The following is a 15905-nucleotide window of genomic DNA, read 5'->3' on the forward strand; positions in this document are numbered from 1 at the left end:
GCGAGCGGGGGCGCGCGGTGGGCAAGCAGGTACGCGAACAGTCCCGCGAGATGCGCAAGGGACGGGCGGCCGTCGCCGCGGAGAGTGGCCGGAAGGCGGGCTGGCCGCTCATCGTGGGCGCGACGATCATCCTGGTCCTGCTGGTCGCGATCACGATCATGATCGTGAAGGCCACCAAGACCCACTCGGTGGCCCGGCCCGCGGCGTCCGGGGCGGTGGTGCCGCCGCAGGGCGCCGACGGCGGGGCGCTGGTCACCGGCCAGGCGTCGGCGCCGGTCAAGCTGGAGGTGTACGCGGACTACATGTGCCCGTACTGCGGCCGGTTCGAGCGCGCCAACGGCGCCGAGATCGCCCGGCTGATCGGCGACGGCACCACCCGCCAGTACCTGCACCCGCTGAACTTCCTCGACGCGCAGTCGAACGGGACCCGCTACTCCAGCCGCGCCGCCAACGCCGCCGCGACCGTCTACGACAAGGCACCGGACAAACTGCTCGCGTTCAACAGCGCGCTCTTCGCCAACCAGCCCGCCGAGGGCAGCGACGGCCTGTCCGACGACAAGATCGCCCAGCTGGCCGGCCAGGCCGGGGTGCCGCAGCCGGTCATCGACACGTTCACCAAGGGCACCTTCGAGCCGTGGGTCGGCACCTGGACCGAGGCGGCGTTCGCCGCCGGGCTGCAGGGCACCCCGACCGTCAAGATCAACGGTCAGCTCTTCCAGGGCGATCTGTACACCGCCGGCCCGCTGACCCAGGCCATCACCGCCGCGGCCAAGTAATGACCAACCCGCTGGCCTGGTTCCGCCGGCTGCGCCACGCCGACGCGTGGATCTTCGGCACCATGCTGTTCTCCGCGAGTCTGAGCCTGCTCGCCTCGTTCGTCCTGTCCGTCGACGCGATCCGCCTCGCCAAGAACCCGAACCTCGAGCTGTCCTGCAACATCAACGCCGTGATCAGCTGCGGCACCGTCGCGGAGAGCTGGCAGGCTCAGCTGTTCGGCTTCCCGAACGCGTTTCTCGGCCTGATCGCCGAACCCGTCGTGATCACCATCGCGGTGGCGGGACTCTGCGGCGTGCGCTTCCCGCGCGGCTTCATGTTCGCCGCCCAACTCGTCTACACGCTCGGCGTGATCTTCGCGTACTGGCTGTTCTACCAGGCGGTCGTCAACATCGGGGCGCTCTGCCCGTGGTGCCTGGTGATCACGGTCTCCACCACCCTGGTCTTCGCCACGCTCACCCACGTCAACATCCGGGACGACAACCTGTACCTGCCCGCAGGGGTGCAACGGGCCGCGGCCCGCTTCATCGACGCCGACTACGACGTCGTGGTCGTCACGATCTGGCTGCTCGTCCTCGCCCTGATCATCGTCAGCAAGTACGGCGCCGCCCTGTTCGGCGGGTGATCCGCTCAGGGCAGGTCGGCTGATCCGCTCAGGGCAGGTCGGCCACCTCCCGGGTGAGCAGGCCGGTCAGGTGGTCGTGCCGGCCGTCGGCGATCGCGATGCCCCGGCTCGGGCCCTCGGCAATCATGATCGCGTACAGGAAGATGCGGTAGAGCCCCAGCCGGATCCGGGCGGACTCGTCGAACGGGCCGGCCCGGTACCCGGCCAGGAGCGGGTGGTCGGGCATCTCCTCGATCCGGCGGCCCAGCGCCGGCGACACGAAGTCGACCAGCGGGTCGCCGTACAGGAACCGCTCACCGTCGACCAGACCGGTGAGCGACCCGTCCGGGCCGGCCAGAACGTTGCCGTCCCACAGGTCGAAGTGCAGCAGCGCCGGCCGGGTCACCGTGGCCAGCACGTCGCGGTAGCGCGCCACCACCGGTTCGAGCGGAGGCAGCGGAACGTTCCAGTCGGCGGCGTCGGCCCGGATGTCGTCGATGATCGCCGCGAACGCCGTGGGCCAGTCGGACGCGGACGGGCGGTCGCCGGTGTACCCGAAGAACGGTCCGGTGATCGTGTGCACCCTGGCCAGCGCGGCGCCCAACTCCGCGCGGGCCCGGGGCGAGTCCTTCTCCGCGAGCGGCGTGCCGGCGAGCATCGTGGCGATGATCCACGGCGGGTCGGCCGAGACGGCGAGCACCGTGGGCACCGGCACGTCCGGGGTCTGCGCACGGACCGTCGTGTAGTACTCCGCCTCGGCCGGGATCACGTCCTTCTCGTACCGGAGAAGGCGAGCCGACGCCGGCGGACCCACCTTGACCACCACCGACCGGCCGTCGTCGAGGGCCGCCCGCCAGACCACGGCGAACGTGCCCCCGGTCAGCGGCTCGGCCGTCACCAGTCCGGCGCCGAGCCCTTCGGCGACGATCCGTTTGATGTCCTCTTCGGACACCGAGGGCTGGGTGGGGCTGCTCGTCATACGCCGACTGTAGGTGGCGTCAGCCCTTCTTCATCACGAACCCCTTGAGCAGTTCGTAGAGCTGACGGTCGTCCACCTCGCTGTTCAGGTTCTCGCCCTGGGCCAGGAAGACGACGCTCGGGCACTCCTCATCCTCGCCGGTGACCGCTCGGTCGAGCAGCTTCCGGCCGGTCGCGGCCTCGTACAGCCGCAGGCGGTAGAAGCCCTGCTTCATCGCGATGGTCTCCGGCTTGGGGTCGTCGTACTTGCAGCTCTTGAGCTTGGACCCGGACCGGGTGAGGTCGACGCAGGCGACGAGCTGGGTCTTGGCCGGGTTCTCCGGCATCCACGCCCGCCAGACCGACTCGCGCAGGTCGGGCACGGTCACCGCGGACTGGATGTGCCGGCTCGGCAACATCACCGAGTCGACGACGCCGACCGCGATCTGGTGCGGCGCCTTGCCGGTGAACTTGGGCGACTGCGGGTAGTACCAGCCGTCGCAGACCCGGGCCAGGTCGTCGTTCTCGCGTACCGGGTAGGTGGCCGCCCGCGGCCCGGTCGGCGACGGCGGGACGCTCTCCGACGGATCGGCGCCGCGCGTCGGCGCCGGCGTGGCGGGCCGGGTGGCGTTGTACCGGTCCTCGGCCTCGCGCACGCTGGTGACGGCGTAGTTGATGCCGAACCCGCACAGGGCGAGCACGACCACGACCGCCGCCACCACCACCGCCCAGCGCGGAAACTTCGGCGGCGGGGGAGGGGTCTGGTCCCATACCGGCGTGCTCGGCCAGGGCGGCGTTCCATACGGCTGCGGCACCTCTCCCGGCGCCGGGTAGCCGGGGGTTGACCAGGCACCGGCGGGCATCGCACCGGGCGGCACGGCGTCCGGGCCCGGTCGTTGCCATGGCACGTGATCGGCCGGAACCTCCGCGCCGCCGACGGGCGGTGACTCGACGGCCGGGGCCACCGGCGGCGTTGCGGCGGCGGGCGGCGTTGCGGCGGCGGGCGGCGTTGCGGCGGCAGGCGGCGTTGCGGTCGTCGGCGGCGTCGCGCTGGCCGGTGGCGTTGCGCTGGCCGGTGGTGTTGCGGCGTCCGGGGCCGTGGGCTCGGGCGGCGTGGGCGTGGGCTGGTGGGTGGCCGAAGACTGCGCCGGCTGGTCGGCCGGCGCCCCCATTTCTTCCATCGTGCTGTCCCCGTGGTGTAGCGGTGGTGGAGGATCGGCACTATATCCAATCTCGGCGATCTCCGGTCAGCGCTTTCCGGGCAGTAGCTGGACGACCGCGGCCAGCAACAACGACACCGGCACCAGGTAGAGCAGTCCGTGTTCGAAGGCGTGGGCCGGACCGCTGTCCAGCGCCTGGAAATAGACCACCCCGATGATGCCGACGCCGAGCGCGCCGCCCACCTGCTGGGTCGTGGTGAGCACCCCGGCGACCTGGCCGGCGTGCTGCGGGGCGACCCGGGCCAGCACGGTTCCCACGATCGGCGCGAAGGCCAGGCCCATCCCGAAGCCGTCCACCGCCAGCACCGGGGCGAGCGCACCGAGCGGTGCCCCGGCCGCGACCAGGGCCAGCAGCAGGAGCAGCGCGGCCGCCCGGGTCAGGCCGCCGAGCGCGATCGTCTGCCGGCCGAACCGGGCGGTGAACCAGGGCGCCCGCAGCGAGGCGGCCACGTATCCGACGCCGATCGGGGTGAACAGCAGGCCGGCCTCGAGCGCGTCCAGCCCGCGGCCCTGCTGCGCCCAGAGTGCGAAGATCAGGAAGTACGCGGCCATGGTCATCGTGAAGGTGAGCTGCGCGACGAGTCCGACGGTGACCGCCCGCTCGCGGAAGACGGCCGGGGCGATCAACGGGTGCGGGTGCGACCTGCGGGCGTACGCGAGCAGCAGCGCGACCGCCGCGCCCAGCGAAACCCAGGTCCAGGCCGGCCATCCCCGCTCGCGGCCCTCGATCAGCGGGAGCAGCAGGGCGGCCAGCCCGAGCGTGATCAGTCCGGCCCCGCCGAGGTCGAGCCGGACACCGGCGCTGGCCCGGCTCTCCGGGACGTGCCGCAGGGTGAGCGCGAACGCGGCGATCCCGACCGGGACGTTGATCAGGAAGCAGGCGCGCCAGTCGCCGGTCGCCTCGATCAGGACGCCGCCGACCAGCTGGCCGAGGACGGCCGCGATGCCCGCCGTCAGCGCGTACCGGCCGATCGCTGCGGCCTGTCGCGCGCCGGCGTAGGCGGTGCGGATCACCGCGAGCACCTGCGGGGCGAGCAGCGCGGCGGCCAGGCCCTGCGCGATCCGGGCGGTGATCAGCGCACCCGGGCTGCCGGCCAGGCCGCAGGCGAGCGAGGCGGCGGTGAACAGGGCGAGGCCGGTGGCATAGACGCGACGGCGGCCGAACACGTCGCCGAGGCGACCGCCGAGGACCAGGCCGCAGCCGTACGCGAGGCCATAGCCCGCGACGATCCACTCGATCGCGGCCGGCCCGGCTCGCAGGTCGGCGTGGATGGTCGGGATGGCCACGTTGACGATGAAGAAGTCGAGGATCGTGATGAAGACGCCGGTCAGCACGGTCGGCAGGAGCAGGGGCGAGACGGCGGGGACGACCGGCGAAGTGGATAGAACGTTCGGTCTACTCATGTGGCCGATTAGATAGAACGATTGATCTACTGTCAACCCTCTGTCAGGATGGGGGCATGTCCCAGACGACCCGGCCCGGCCCCCGCGAGCGACTGCTCGAGGCCGCCCGCGAGGTGACCTACGCCCACGGGGTGAACGTGGGCGTCGACGCGATCCTGCAGCGCGCCGACGTCGCCCGCCGCTCGCTCTACCAGCACTTCGGCGGCAAGGACGGGCTGATCGCCGCGATGCTGCACGAGACCCGGAACGATCACCGGTACCGCGAGACGATGGACGCGGCCGGCGACGATCCGCGGGAGCGGCTGCTGGCCGTCTTCGACGAGTTGGACCGGGTGGTGTCGCGGCCGGAGTTCCGCGGCTGCCGGTTCACCGCGGCCGAGTTGTCGCTGCCGGACGACCGGCATCCCGCGCACGCCGAGATCCGGCAGTACAAGGAGCGGCTGCACGAGCTGTTCGCCGCCGAGCTGGTCGCGCTGGGCCATCCCGATCCGGGCTTTGCCGCGGACCAGTTGCTGGTGCTGGTCGACGGGGTGTTGGCGCACGCGGTCACCCGGGCCGACGCGCACCCGGCGCGGGCCGCCAAGGCGACGGCCGCCCTGCTCCTGGGCGACCGCCCGCCTGCGTGACGGGGGTGACGGGGTAGGAGGGATCATCGCCGGTCGCGCGGGCGGCCGGCGGATCGAGCGCCCGGGCTCAGCGCTTCGGGTCGGCGTTCACCGGGGAGGCGGCGCCGCGGAGGGCCTCCGCATAGTAGGCGTGCCTGTTGGCCGCGGCCGCGCGCTGCGCGGCCGTGGGTTCGGCGACCGGTGGCTCGGCCTCGTCCGGGTCGATGTGCATGAGGCCGTCGAGGACCGCGACGATCGGCATGCTGATCCAGTCGACCGTCGGCACGGCGATCTGCTCGGCGCGTTCGTGCACGTTGTCCGCGGTGCAGGTCTCGTCGATGCAGGGAATGTCGGGACGTGTCACGCTCATGATTCCTCCTCCTCCTCCTCCTCCGCCCGATTCATTGCACACTGCAATCATTACTCCGGCCCGGGCGGTATCGCTACCGCCCGGGCCGAATCTCCCCCCGGAAAAACGGTCAGAACGGCGTCATCGTGATGGACGCCTGGCGCGGGTCGCCGTCGTGCACCAGAGACTCCTGGTGGAGCACGTCGTCGAAGGCGAACGCGTACGCCTTGCCGTCGATCATGTTGGCGTGGATGGCCTTCGCGTACAGGTTGGCCGGGCTGCCCTGGTAGAAGTCGGCGGCCGTGCCGCTCGGCTGGGTGTCCAGCTTGCCGAGCGTCCCGCGCTGCAACGCCGCGCACAGCGTCCGAGCGATCGGGCCGACCACCTGGTCGTTCGGGGCGCCGAGCGCGCCGTCGCAGCCCCACACGTTGGCCGTGGACGGCCTGGTGAAGGACGCGACCACCTTGCCGGTCGAGTCGGTGAAGCTCATGACGTTTCCACTGGTCCGGCCCAGGAACTTGGTGTTCGGCTGATCGCTGAACGGCACGACCGTGAGCGTCCGGCTCGCGTATGCGTTCCACGCGGCGGCGATGTACGAGTCGAGGAAGGTCGGACTCATCAGCCCGGCGTCGGCGGCCTTGCCCGGCGCCAGCACCCGCAGCACGGTTCCGTCGGAGCGGGTGACCACGCTCTTCGCGAAGTCCGGCGACGCCTTGATCGTGTCGATCACCCGCTGCCGGCCGCCGGCCTTGAGCTCGCCGGTCGAGCTGACCGTGCCGCTGCCGCCGGTGACGCTGACGATGTGCGGCACCGCGAACATGTCGACCTGCGAGCTGTTCAGGAAGAGGCCGCCGGCGTCGAGGGTGAACTCGCTCCAGTCGAAGAGGATGTCGTGGTTCGGGTCGCCGCCGGCCCACGGCGCCGGCTGCACCAGCCCGTCGGTGGTGAGCCGGAAGTCCAGCTTCTTGCCGAACGACATGTAGAGCCGGCCGGAGAGACCCCGCGGGATCTTGATGGTGGTGCTGGTCCCGGTCAGCGGGATGGACACGTCCGGCGCCGGCACCGGCACGGCCGCGCCCCCGGTCCAGGCCGTGAAGGCGCCGGCCGCGTTCACGTAGCCGAGCTTGCCGGTGGCCAGGTTCGTACCCAGCACGTACAGGTAAACGGTCTCGTTCCGCGCGGTCTTGTTGCTCACCGTGACCGGCAGGACGTTGGAAGCGGGGGGAATGTCAGTTTTCGTGGCGGTCGGCGTGGGCGCCGCGGTAGTGGGTGCGGTAGTGGGTGTCGTCTTGGTCGGCGCCGCGGTGGTGGGCGTGGTGGTGACTGTGGTCGGAGTGGTGACCACCCCACTGCACGGCACCGAGTTGATTTTGCAGTTGGCCGGCTGGCCGCCGGAGCCGACGAACCCGAAGGTCGTCGTGGCTCCGACGGCCACCGACCCGTTCCACCCCTGGTTCGCGAAGGTGACGTGTTGCCCGGACATCGTCATCTGCGCGTCCCAGAAGCTGCCGATCGACGCGCCCGAAGGCAGGTCGAACTCCACCTTCCACGAGGACATGGCGGCCGCACCGGTGTTGCTGACGGTCACCTCGTCCTGCCAGCCGCTGCCCCAGTCGGACACCGTGCGCAGTGCTGCGGTCGGTGCCGCCGCCGAGGCCGGCAGGGCGATCCACGCCGTCGCCGCGGCCGCCACCGCGGTGACGACGGTGAAGAGGAGAGTTCGTTTTCGCATCGTCGCTTGCCTCCGAGGGATGGATGGGGACCGGGCCATCCTGCGAATTTGCGACGAGTCGTCAACAGGTCTTTAACATTGGTTTAAGGTCCTTCTGCCCGTTCATCGGGTGCCGGTTACCCGCGGTGCCACTTCTGGTTGGCGGTGCCGGCGCAGTCCCACGTCTGCAGGGCGGCACCCCAGTTGCCGTTCCAGTCCTTGATGTCGACGCACTTGTTGGCCTGTGGATTCACCAGGTCACCGGCCGCCGACAGGACGAACTGCTGGGCCGGGTTGCCGCTGCAGGTGGCGATCTGGATGACCGCGCCGTTGGCGGTCGAGCCCCACGCGACGTCCATGCACATGTTGTTGGACGTCTGCAGGGTGCCGTTCACAAACGTCCACTTCTGCGCGCCGGTCCCGTTGCACTGCCACGTCTGCAGCGGTACGCCGTCGGCGAAGTTGGAGTTGGGCACGTCGATGCACAACCCGTTCCAGTCGCTGATCAGCGAGCTGGTGCTGCCGCCGCTGGTGGTCAGCGACAGACCGTAGGCGCCGAGGATCTCGTTCACCGGCTGGAACCACATCGTGCCGCCGGAGGTGCAGTTGCCGGTGCCGCCGGAGGTGACGCCCTGCGCCTGGTTGCCGGAGATCCAGGAGCCGCCCGAGTCGCCCGGCTCGGCGCAGGCGTTGCTGCGGGACAGGCCGGAGACGGCGCCCTGGGCGTACACCACGGTCTCGTTCCGGCCGAGCAGGGTGCCGCAGCGCCAGCCGGAGGTGCGCCCGGAGCGGCAGATCGAGCTGCCGATCGCGGCGTCGGCCGAGCCGGCCACCAGCACGTTCCCGCCGGCGTAGTTGTTCACCCAGGGTTGCGGGGTCCAGTTGCCGTTGGTGCGGATCCAGGAGTAGTCGTTGCCCGGGAACGACGAGCCGGCGAACGTACCCTGGCTGACGTTGTTGTACCCGAGCGTGGGGCTGCCGACGCCGCCGCAGTGCCCGGCGCTGACGAACCCGCCGGCCACCGCGAACCCGATCGAGCAGAGCGTGTTGCCGTTGATCACGTACTGGTCGCCGCCGCGGATGTCGTACATCGTGCGCGGCTGCTCGGCCAGCGGGAGCACGGTCACGCCGGCCGGCGCGAACTGCCGGGCCGCGGGTTCCGAGCCGGGCTTCGCGAGGACCACGACCCGGTTTCCGGGCACGTCGACATACCAGCCGCGGACACCGGCCGCGGCCGCGTGCGACGCGTTGCGGTCCAATGTCGCCTGCGTGCCGGCCAGCGTGGCGCTGCCGACCCGGACCAGTGCCGGGTTCGCGCCTTCCGCTCGTACGGCAGCCTCGGCATTTGCGGAAGTCACCGCGACCGTGAGTTTCGATGCCCCCGGGGGGATCCAGGCGCCCGCGAAGGCGGAGCCGAGCCGGGCGCGCAACCGCTTCTCGATCACCGGTGCCGCCGCCTCGGTACGCAGCCGCGCGGCGATCTGACCGTCGTCGAGCTTGAGGTCGCGGCGCATCGCGGCGAGCATCCCGGGCGACAGGTCGAAATGGATCGGAGCGGCCTGGGCCGGCTGCGGGGTCAGAGTTGCCGCCATGAGGGCCGCGGCGGCGAGCACGAGCATTCTTCGGCGCATGGGGGAGTTCCTTCCGAACCGGAAAAGCGGGGATGAGCTGGGAAGGAGAGCGCTCTCTAAATCGGAGTCTGTCTATTTGTGACAACGCTGTCAAGGAGTTGTTAAGAAAGTTGCCCGAGTGAACCCACGTGTCGTGGATCGCGTGCCCTCGCCGCTGCCCGGACGCGCGTGGGAGGCTGGTTCTTTCGATGCCGGGAGCGGGACGGGCAATGGGCATGATCAAGGTCGTCGGGCTGGTGCTGCACCCCCGGCGCGACTGCGGCTCGGCGATCGACGCGATCGTCGCCTGGGCCATTCGGCGTGAGGTCACCGTCCTCGGCCTGCACGACGAGATCAACCGGATCGACTGCGACGCCGTGGCGGTCGGCGCCGAGGAGATGGTCGAGCGGGCCGGCCTGCTGGTCAGCCTCGGCGGCGACGGCACCATGCTGCGCACGATGCGGCTGGTCGAGGGCCGCAAGACGCCGGTGCTCGGGGTCAACGTCGGCCGGCTCGGCTTCCTCGCCGAGGTCGACCTGCCCGACCTGCCCGACGCGCTCTCCGCGATCGACGAGCACCGGTTCACCGTGGAGAGCCGCACCGCCGTGCGCACCGTGCTGCCCGACGGCAAACAGGTGTCCGCCTTCAACGACATCGCCCTGGTCCGCGTGCCGGGCGACGGCCTCGCCGCGGTCGGTATCGCGGTCGAGGGCAAAAACTTCGTGAACTACGCGGCCGATGCGGTCATCGTGGCCACCCCGACCGGTTCCACGGCGTACTCGTTCTCGGCCGGCGGCCCGATCGTCTCGCCGAACGTCGAGGGGCTGATCGTCAGCGCCGCCGCCGCGCACTCCTCGTTCAACCGCTCGCTGGTGCTCGCGGCCGACGAGCGGCTCGAACTGGACGTGCTGCCCACCAGCGGCCGGCTCGCCGTCGAGGTGGACGGCATCATCGAGGGCTACGTCGGCGCCGACGAAAAGCTGGAGATCGAGCCGGTGCCGACCGCAGCCCAGGTGGTGCGCCTCGGCAACACCTCCTTCTACGAGCGGGCCCGGCGCAAGCTGCGGGTCGAGGGCAGCGCCCAGGTCGGCGTCCGCGACTCGGTGGAGAGCGCGGTCGTGGTCGACGCGTTCGAGCGGCAGCGCTACGAGATCCTGCTCGGCGGCGAGGTGGCCGGGGTCCTGCACTACCGCCGGCACGGCGACCGGGTCGAGCTGCTGCACACCGAGATCGAGCAGTCGTTCTCCGGTCAGGGCCTGGCCGGCCGTCTCGCCGCGGCCGCCCTCGACGACGCCCGGTCCCGCGCCACCCCGGTCACACCCAGCTGTCCCTTCGTCATCGGCTATCTCGAACGCCACCCGGAATACTCCGACCTGCTATCAGATGGGGTTTGACACATGGGCCATCCCGCCATCCTGACCGTCGACGACGATCCCTCGGTCTCCCGGGCGATCGCTCGCGACCTGCGCCGGAAGTACGGCGAGGAGTACCGCATCCTGCGTGCCTCCTCCGCCGCCGAGGCGCTGGACGCGTTGCGGGAGCTCAAGCTGCGCGGCGGCCGGGTCGCCGTCATGCTGGCCGACTACCGGATGCCGCAGATCAACGGCATCGAGTTCCTGGAGCAGGCGATGGACCTGTTCCCCAACGCCCGCCGGGCGCTGCTGACCGCGTACGCGGACACCGACGCGGCGATCCAGGCGATCAACGTGGTCGATGTCGACCACTACCTGCTCAAGCCGTGGGACCCGCCGGAGGAGAAGCTCTACCCGGTGATCGACGCGCTGCTCGACGCGTGGGCGGCCACCGGCGACCGGGAGCTCGAGGACATCCGGGTGGTCGGGCACCGCTGGTCCGAGCCGTCCTATCAGATCCGCGACTTCCTGGCCCGCAACCTGGTCCCGTACCGGTGGTTCGGCGCCGACGAGCCGGAGGGCCGCCGCCTGCTGGAGGCGGCCGGGGTGGGCCCCGAGGCGGTGCCGCTGGTGGTCACCGCCGACGGACGGGCGATGTCGCAGCCCAGCACCGTCGAGGTGGCCGAGGCGGCCGGGCTCAGCACCACGCCCGGACGCGACTTCTACGACCTGGTCATCGTGGGCGGCGGGCCGGCCGGGCTCGGCGCGGCCGTCTACGGCGCCTCCGAGGGGCTCAAGACGCTGCTGGTCGAGCGCTCGGCGATGGGCGGCCAGGCCGGACAGAGCTCCCGGATCGAAAACTACCTCGGCTTCCCGGACGGGATCTCCGGCACCCAGCTGACCGACCGGGCCCGCCGGCAGGCCGGCAAGTTCGAGGCCGAGGTGCTCAACACCCGCGAGGTGACCGGCCTGCGGCTGGACGGCTCGGCCCGGACACTGACCTTCGCCGACGGCGGCGAGATCTCGGCGCACGCGATCCTGCTGGCCACCGGCGTCGCGTACCGGCCGCTGTCGGCGGACGGCATCGCCCGGCTCACCGGCTCCGGCGTGTACTACGGCTCCGCCTCGACCGAGGGGCCGGCCTGCGCGGGCGCCGATGTCTTCATCGTCGGCGGCGCCAACTCGGCCGGCCAGGCGGCGCTGTTCTTCTCCCGGTACGCCAAGAAGGTCACCCTGCTGGTCCGCGGCGACTCGCTCGAGTCGTCGATGTCGTACTACCTGATCCAGCAGATCAACCAGACCGAGAATGTCGAGGTGCGCACCAACTGCGAGGTGCTCAGCGCGCACGGCGAGGGCCACCTGCAGGCCATCACCATCTGTGAGAGCAAGGGCACGCTGGAGACCACGGTCGAGTGCGGCGCGCTGTTCATCTTCATCGGCGCCGAGCCGCGTACCGACTGGCTGGGCACGACCGTCGCCCGCGACGACAAGGGCTTCGTCTTCACCGGCCCCGATCTGCTGGCGAACGGATCCCGTCCGAAGGGATGGGATCGCGACCGCGATCCGTTCTATCTGGAGTGCAGTGTTCCCGGCATCTTCGCCGCCGGCGACGTCCGGGCCAACTCGGTCAAACGGGTGGCCTCGGCGGTCGGCGAGGGCGCGATGGCCGTCACGCTGGTCCATCGTTACCTGGAGGCGCAGTAATGGCCGATGACGCTCCCACCCTGGTCCCGTGCGCGCCGGGCGTCCTCACCCCGGACGAGCTGCGCACGCTCTTCCTGTTCGAGAAGCTGACCGACGAGCAGCTCGGCTGGATCGCCGCGCACGGCTGCACCATGCACATGCCGGCCGGCGGCGTGGTGATCCGCGAGGGTGACCCCGCCGACCAGTTCTTCGTGCTGCTCAGCGGCACCATCGCGCTCAGCCGCAAGGTCGGGCAGGACGAGGTCGAGACGAGCCGCACCGAGCAGCGCGGCGTCTACATGGGCGCGACCCAGTCGTACCTGCGCGACGACGGCGTACCCCGCAAGTACATGGCATCGATGCGGGCGCTGGACGACAGCGACTTCTTCGTGCTGTCGGCCGCCGACTTCAGCCACATGATGCGCGAGTGGTTCCCGATGGCGATCCACCTGCTCGAGGGCCTGACCCTGGGCATGCGCAACACGGCCGCGGCGATCAGCGAACGGCAGCGGCTGACCGCCCTCGGCGCGCTCTCCGCCGGGCTCATGCACGAGCTGAACAACCCGGCCGCGGCCGCCTCCAGAGCCGCCGGCTCGCTGCGCCAGCGGGTCGCCGGCATGCGGCACAAGCTCGGCATGCTCGCCTCCGGCAAGGTGCCGACCGACCGGCTCGAGGCGCTCGTCGAGCTGCAGGAGGACGTGATCGAGCGGGCCGCCAAGGCGCCCACGCTCACCGCCATGCAGACCTCCGACCTGGAGGACGAGCTCGGCGAGTGGATGGAGGAGCGCACCATCACCGGCGGCTGGGACCTCGCGGCCGTCTTCGCCCAGGGCGGCCTCGACACCGACTGCCTCAACGAGATCGAGACCCGGGTCGGCGCGCCCGACCTGCTCGACCAGGCGATCCACTGGCTCGGCTACGCGCTGGAGACCGAGCAGCTGATGACCGACATCGAGGACGCCACGAGCCGGGTGTCGACGCTGGTCAACGCCGCCAAGCAGTACTCACAGATGGATCGGGCCGCGCATCAGTGGATCGACGTGCACAGCGGCCTCAAGAGCACCCTGGTCATGCTCACCCACAAGATCGGCAGCGGGATCAAGGTGGTCAAGGACTTCGACCGGACGCTGCCGCAGATCCCGGCCCACCCGGCCGAGCTCAACCAGGTGTGGACCAACCTGATCGACAACGCGGTCCAGGCGATGAACGGCGTGGGCACCCTGACGATCAAGACGTATCGGGAGGGCGACAACGTGATCGTCTCGGTCGGCGACACCGGCCCGGGCGTGCCCGACGAGATCAAGAAGCGGGTCTTCGAGCCGTTCTTCACCACCAAGCCGGTCGGCCAGGGCACCGGCCTCGGCCTGGACATCTCGTACCGGATCGTGGTCAACGGCCACGGCGGCGACATCGTGCTCGACTCGAAGCCGGGCGATACGAAGTTCAAGGTGCGGCTGCCGCTGGCCGAGCCGGCGTCGACCTGATCACCCGTTTGTGGCGCGGCCCGCATGGTTGAAGCGGGCCGCGCGCGGGTAGCTTCGTCGGGGATGTCTTCCCACCCGTCGCGCAGGCGACTACTGCTCGTCCTCGGCGCCGTGCTCATCGTGCTGGCCGCCGTCAACGTCGCCGACAAGTACGGCCCGCCCCACACCGGACTGATCGCCGGTCCCGTCGTGGCCCTGGCGCTGGTGCTGCTCGCCCGCCGGGCCGGACTCACCTGGCACGACCTGGGCCTGTCGAAACGCACCCTGCTGCCCGGCCTCAAGTACGCGATCGGCGCGATCGTCGCGGTCGGCATCGTTTACGCGGTCGGCGTCGCGCTGCCGTGGACCCGCCCGGCGTTCCACGACGTGCGGTACCACCTGCACCTGAGCGCCGCGCTGATGACCGCCTTCATCGTCGTGCCGCTCGGCACAGTCCTGCTGGAGGAGGTCGCCTTCCGCGGGGTACTGCTCGGCCTGGTCAACCGGCATCGCGGCGCCACCTGGGCGAGCATCACGTCCTCGGTCCTGTTCGGACTCTGGCACGTCCTCCCGTCGCTGCGCCTCAACCACGCCAACCAGGCGGTCGGCGCGGTCCTCGGCACCGACGCGGCCGGCCGGGTGCTCACCGTGCTCGGCGTGGTCGCCTTCACCGCGCTGGCCGGCGCGCTGCTCTGCGAGTTGCGCCGGCGCAGCGGGAGCCTGCTGGCGTCGGCCGCCCTGCACTGGGCCACCAACGGCATGGGCCTGCTGATCGCCGCCGCGCTGACCACGGTCCGCTTCGCCTGATCAGTCGGCGCCCGTCAGCAGCGTGACCAACTCGTCGATCTGGTCGTCGTCGATCGGGTCGCGGGTGGCCAGGACCCGGTACCAGATCAGACCGAAGACCAGGTCGGCGACGGTGGCGGGCCGGGGTACCGGTGGCAGGTCGCCGCGGGCCCGGGCGCGATCCACGAGTACGCCGAGCGCGTCCCGCCGCCGGTGCAGGAACCCGGCCCGGAACCGTACGCCGAACTCGGGGTTGATCTGCGCCTCGGCCATCAGCGCCCGCAGCACCGCGATCACCTGCGGCGTCCGCCCGAGCGCGAAGCTGGCCGTCAGGAAGGCCCGCAGGTCGGCGGCGTAACTGCCCTCGTCCGGGATCGGTATGTGCAGGTCGGCCTTCTCGGCGAGGGCCTCCAGCAGCACGTCCGCCTTGGACGGCCACCACCGGTAGATCGTCTGCTTGCCGGTGCCGGACCGCGCCGCCATGCCCTCGATGCTGAGCCCGGCATACCCGACCTCGGCCACCAACTCGGCGGCGGCGGTCAGGATCGCCTGCCGGCTCTCCTCGCTTCTCTTACGGCCTGGGCGCGTCACGGGGATCATGCTAGCGTTGAAACGAACCGAGACGGACCGGTTCGAAATTGGAGGACGGACATGACCGAGCACACGAGTCTGGTCGTCGGGGGGACCTCCGGCATCGGGCTGGCGACCGCCCGCCTGCTCCGGCAGCGCGGCGCCACCGTGCACGTCGTCGGCCGCACCGAGCGGCCGATCGACCCCGAGCTGATCCCGCACCGGGCCGACGGCGGCGACCCCGAGCAGATGGCCGCCGTGGTCGACAAGATCGGGCCGATCGACTGGCTGGTCGTCGCGCTCAGCGGCGCCGAGGGCGCCGGCCCGATCGCCGACCTCGACGTGGCCACCCTGCGCCGGGCCTTCGACGGCAAGTTCTGGGCGCACCTGACCACCATTCGCGCCGTCCTGCCGCGCCTCGCCCCGACCGGCTCGATCACGCTGATCGGCGCGATCTCGGCCCGGGCCGCGATGCCCGGCACCGCGGGCCTCGCCGCGATCAACGGCGCGGTCGAGGCGATGGTCAGGCCGCTCGCCAACGAGCTGGCCCCGATCCGGGTCAACGGCGTCTCGCCCGGTGTGGTCGACACGCCCTGGTGGAGCGGGATGCCGGCGGAGCAGCGCCGGTTCTACTTCGAGCAGGTGGCCCGGCAGCTGCCGACCCGCCGGGTGGCGACGGCCGAGGAGGTGGCCGAGGTGGTGGCGCTGGCCGCGACCAACCCCAACCTCACCGGCACCGTGGTCGAGGCCGACGGCGGCGCCCGGATCGCCGCCCTGACCTGAGTCACCGGTCAGGCCCTCTCCGGCGCGTCGAGCG

15 protein-coding genes are annotated in these 15905 nt (G+C 71.1%); 8 read left to right on the forward strand and 7 right to left on the reverse strand.

The annotated features are described in order from the left end of the window. The first annotated feature begins 17 nt into the window (after positions 1–17). Positions 18–776 carry a DsbA family protein gene (locus tag ODJ79_RS17415; RefSeq protein ID WP_263024519.1) on the forward strand — a complete coding sequence of 253 codons (759 nt, stop codon included), beginning with the start codon at positions 18–20 and terminating at the stop codon, positions 774–776. Beyond that, positions 776–1399, forward strand: coding sequence for a vitamin K epoxide reductase family protein (locus ODJ79_RS17420; RefSeq protein WP_263024520.1), 624 nt, complete (start codon positions 776–778; stop codon positions 1397–1399). The genes ODJ79_RS17415 and ODJ79_RS17420 overlap by 1 nt, the downstream gene beginning before the upstream one ends. A gap of 28 nt (positions 1400–1427) precedes the next feature. Here the strand turns inward: ODJ79_RS17420 and ODJ79_RS17425 are convergent, their stop codons facing one another. The 3 genes from ODJ79_RS17425 to ODJ79_RS17435 all read right to left on the reverse strand — a co-directional run bounded on the left by ODJ79_RS17425 (position 1428) and on the right by ODJ79_RS17435 (position 4959). Beyond that, entirely contained in the window at positions 1428–2357 is a 930-nt protein-coding gene (locus ODJ79_RS17425) for a phosphotransferase family protein (RefSeq protein ID WP_263024521.1), read from the reverse strand. A gap of 19 nt (positions 2358–2376) precedes the next feature. Next, positions 2377–3516 carry a hypothetical protein gene (locus ODJ79_RS17430; RefSeq protein ID WP_263024522.1) on the reverse strand — a complete coding sequence of 380 codons (1140 nt, stop codon included), beginning with the start codon at positions 3514–3516 and terminating at the stop codon, positions 2377–2379. A gap of 66 nt (positions 3517–3582) precedes the next feature. Further along, the gene (locus tag ODJ79_RS17435) at positions 3583–4959 is read right to left on the reverse strand and encodes an MFS transporter (protein WP_263024523.1); all 1377 of its coding nucleotides are present in this window, start codon (positions 4957–4959) and stop codon (positions 3583–3585) included. Positions 4960–5015: 56 nt separating this feature from the next. Between ODJ79_RS17435 and ODJ79_RS17440 the strand changes: the two genes are divergently transcribed. Further along, on the forward strand, positions 5016–5585 hold the full coding sequence (locus ODJ79_RS17440; RefSeq protein ID WP_263024524.1) for a TetR/AcrR family transcriptional regulator: 570 nt from the start codon (positions 5016–5018) through the stop codon (positions 5583–5585). A 67-nt stretch (positions 5586–5652) separates the two neighbouring features. Here ODJ79_RS17440 and ODJ79_RS17445 read toward each other — a convergent pair whose 3' ends face one another. The 3 genes from ODJ79_RS17445 to ODJ79_RS17455 all read right to left on the reverse strand — a co-directional run bounded on the left by ODJ79_RS17445 (position 5653) and on the right by ODJ79_RS17455 (position 9255). Next, positions 5653–5934, reverse strand: a complete 282-nt coding sequence (locus tag ODJ79_RS17445; protein ID WP_263024525.1) for a hypothetical protein — start codon at positions 5932–5934, stop codon at positions 5653–5655. Between the two features lie 109 nt (positions 5935–6043). Continuing rightward, positions 6044–7645, reverse strand: coding sequence for a beta-1,3-glucanase family protein (locus ODJ79_RS17450; protein ID WP_263024526.1), 1602 nt, complete (start codon positions 7643–7645; stop codon positions 6044–6046). A 116-nt stretch (positions 7646–7761) separates the two neighbouring features. Then, on the reverse strand, positions 7762–9255 hold the full coding sequence (locus ODJ79_RS17455) for a ricin-type beta-trefoil lectin domain protein (RefSeq protein ID WP_263024527.1): 1494 nt from the start codon (positions 9253–9255) through the stop codon (positions 7762–7764). Positions 9256–9470: 215 nt separating this feature from the next. Between ODJ79_RS17455 and ODJ79_RS17460 the strand changes: the two genes are divergently transcribed. The 4 genes from ODJ79_RS17460 to ODJ79_RS17475 all read left to right on the forward strand — a co-directional run bounded on the left by ODJ79_RS17460 (position 9471) and on the right by ODJ79_RS17475 (position 14539). Then, a complete protein-coding gene (locus ODJ79_RS17460) occupies positions 9471–10628 on the forward strand; it encodes an NAD(+)/NADH kinase (RefSeq protein WP_263024528.1) in 1158 nt (385 codons plus the stop codon). 3 nt (positions 10629–10631) lie between these two features. After that, the gene (locus ODJ79_RS17465) at positions 10632–12290 is read left to right on the forward strand and encodes an FAD-dependent oxidoreductase (protein ID WP_263024529.1); all 1659 of its coding nucleotides are present in this window, start codon (positions 10632–10634) and stop codon (positions 12288–12290) included. Beyond that, positions 12290–13753, forward strand: a complete 1464-nt coding sequence (locus ODJ79_RS17470) for an ATP-binding protein (RefSeq protein WP_263024530.1) — start codon at positions 12290–12292, stop codon at positions 13751–13753. Before ODJ79_RS17465 ends, ODJ79_RS17470 begins: the two co-directional genes overlap by 1 nt. 63 nt (positions 13754–13816) lie before the next feature. Next, positions 13817–14539 (forward strand): CPBP family intramembrane glutamic endopeptidase, encoded by a 723-nt coding sequence (locus tag ODJ79_RS17475; RefSeq protein ID WP_263024531.1) that lies wholly within the window; start codon positions 13817–13819, stop codon positions 14537–14539. Here ODJ79_RS17475 and ODJ79_RS17480 read toward each other — a convergent pair whose 3' ends face one another. Next, positions 14540–15109 (reverse strand): TetR/AcrR family transcriptional regulator, encoded by a 570-nt coding sequence (locus ODJ79_RS17480; RefSeq protein ID WP_263024532.1) that lies wholly within the window; start codon positions 15107–15109, stop codon positions 14540–14542. 60 nt (positions 15110–15169) lie between these two features. Here ODJ79_RS17480 and ODJ79_RS17485 point away from each other — a divergent pair, with 60 nt between their 5' ends. Further along, positions 15170–15871, forward strand: a complete 702-nt coding sequence (locus ODJ79_RS17485; RefSeq protein ID WP_263024533.1) for an SDR family oxidoreductase — start codon at positions 15170–15172, stop codon at positions 15869–15871. Positions 15872–15905 lie beyond the last annotated feature (34 nt).

This window comes from Actinoplanes sp. KI2 (genome assembly GCF_025630775.1).
In the GTDB taxonomy this organism is placed as follows: Bacteria; Actinomycetota; Actinomycetes; order Mycobacteriales; family Micromonosporaceae; genus Actinoplanes.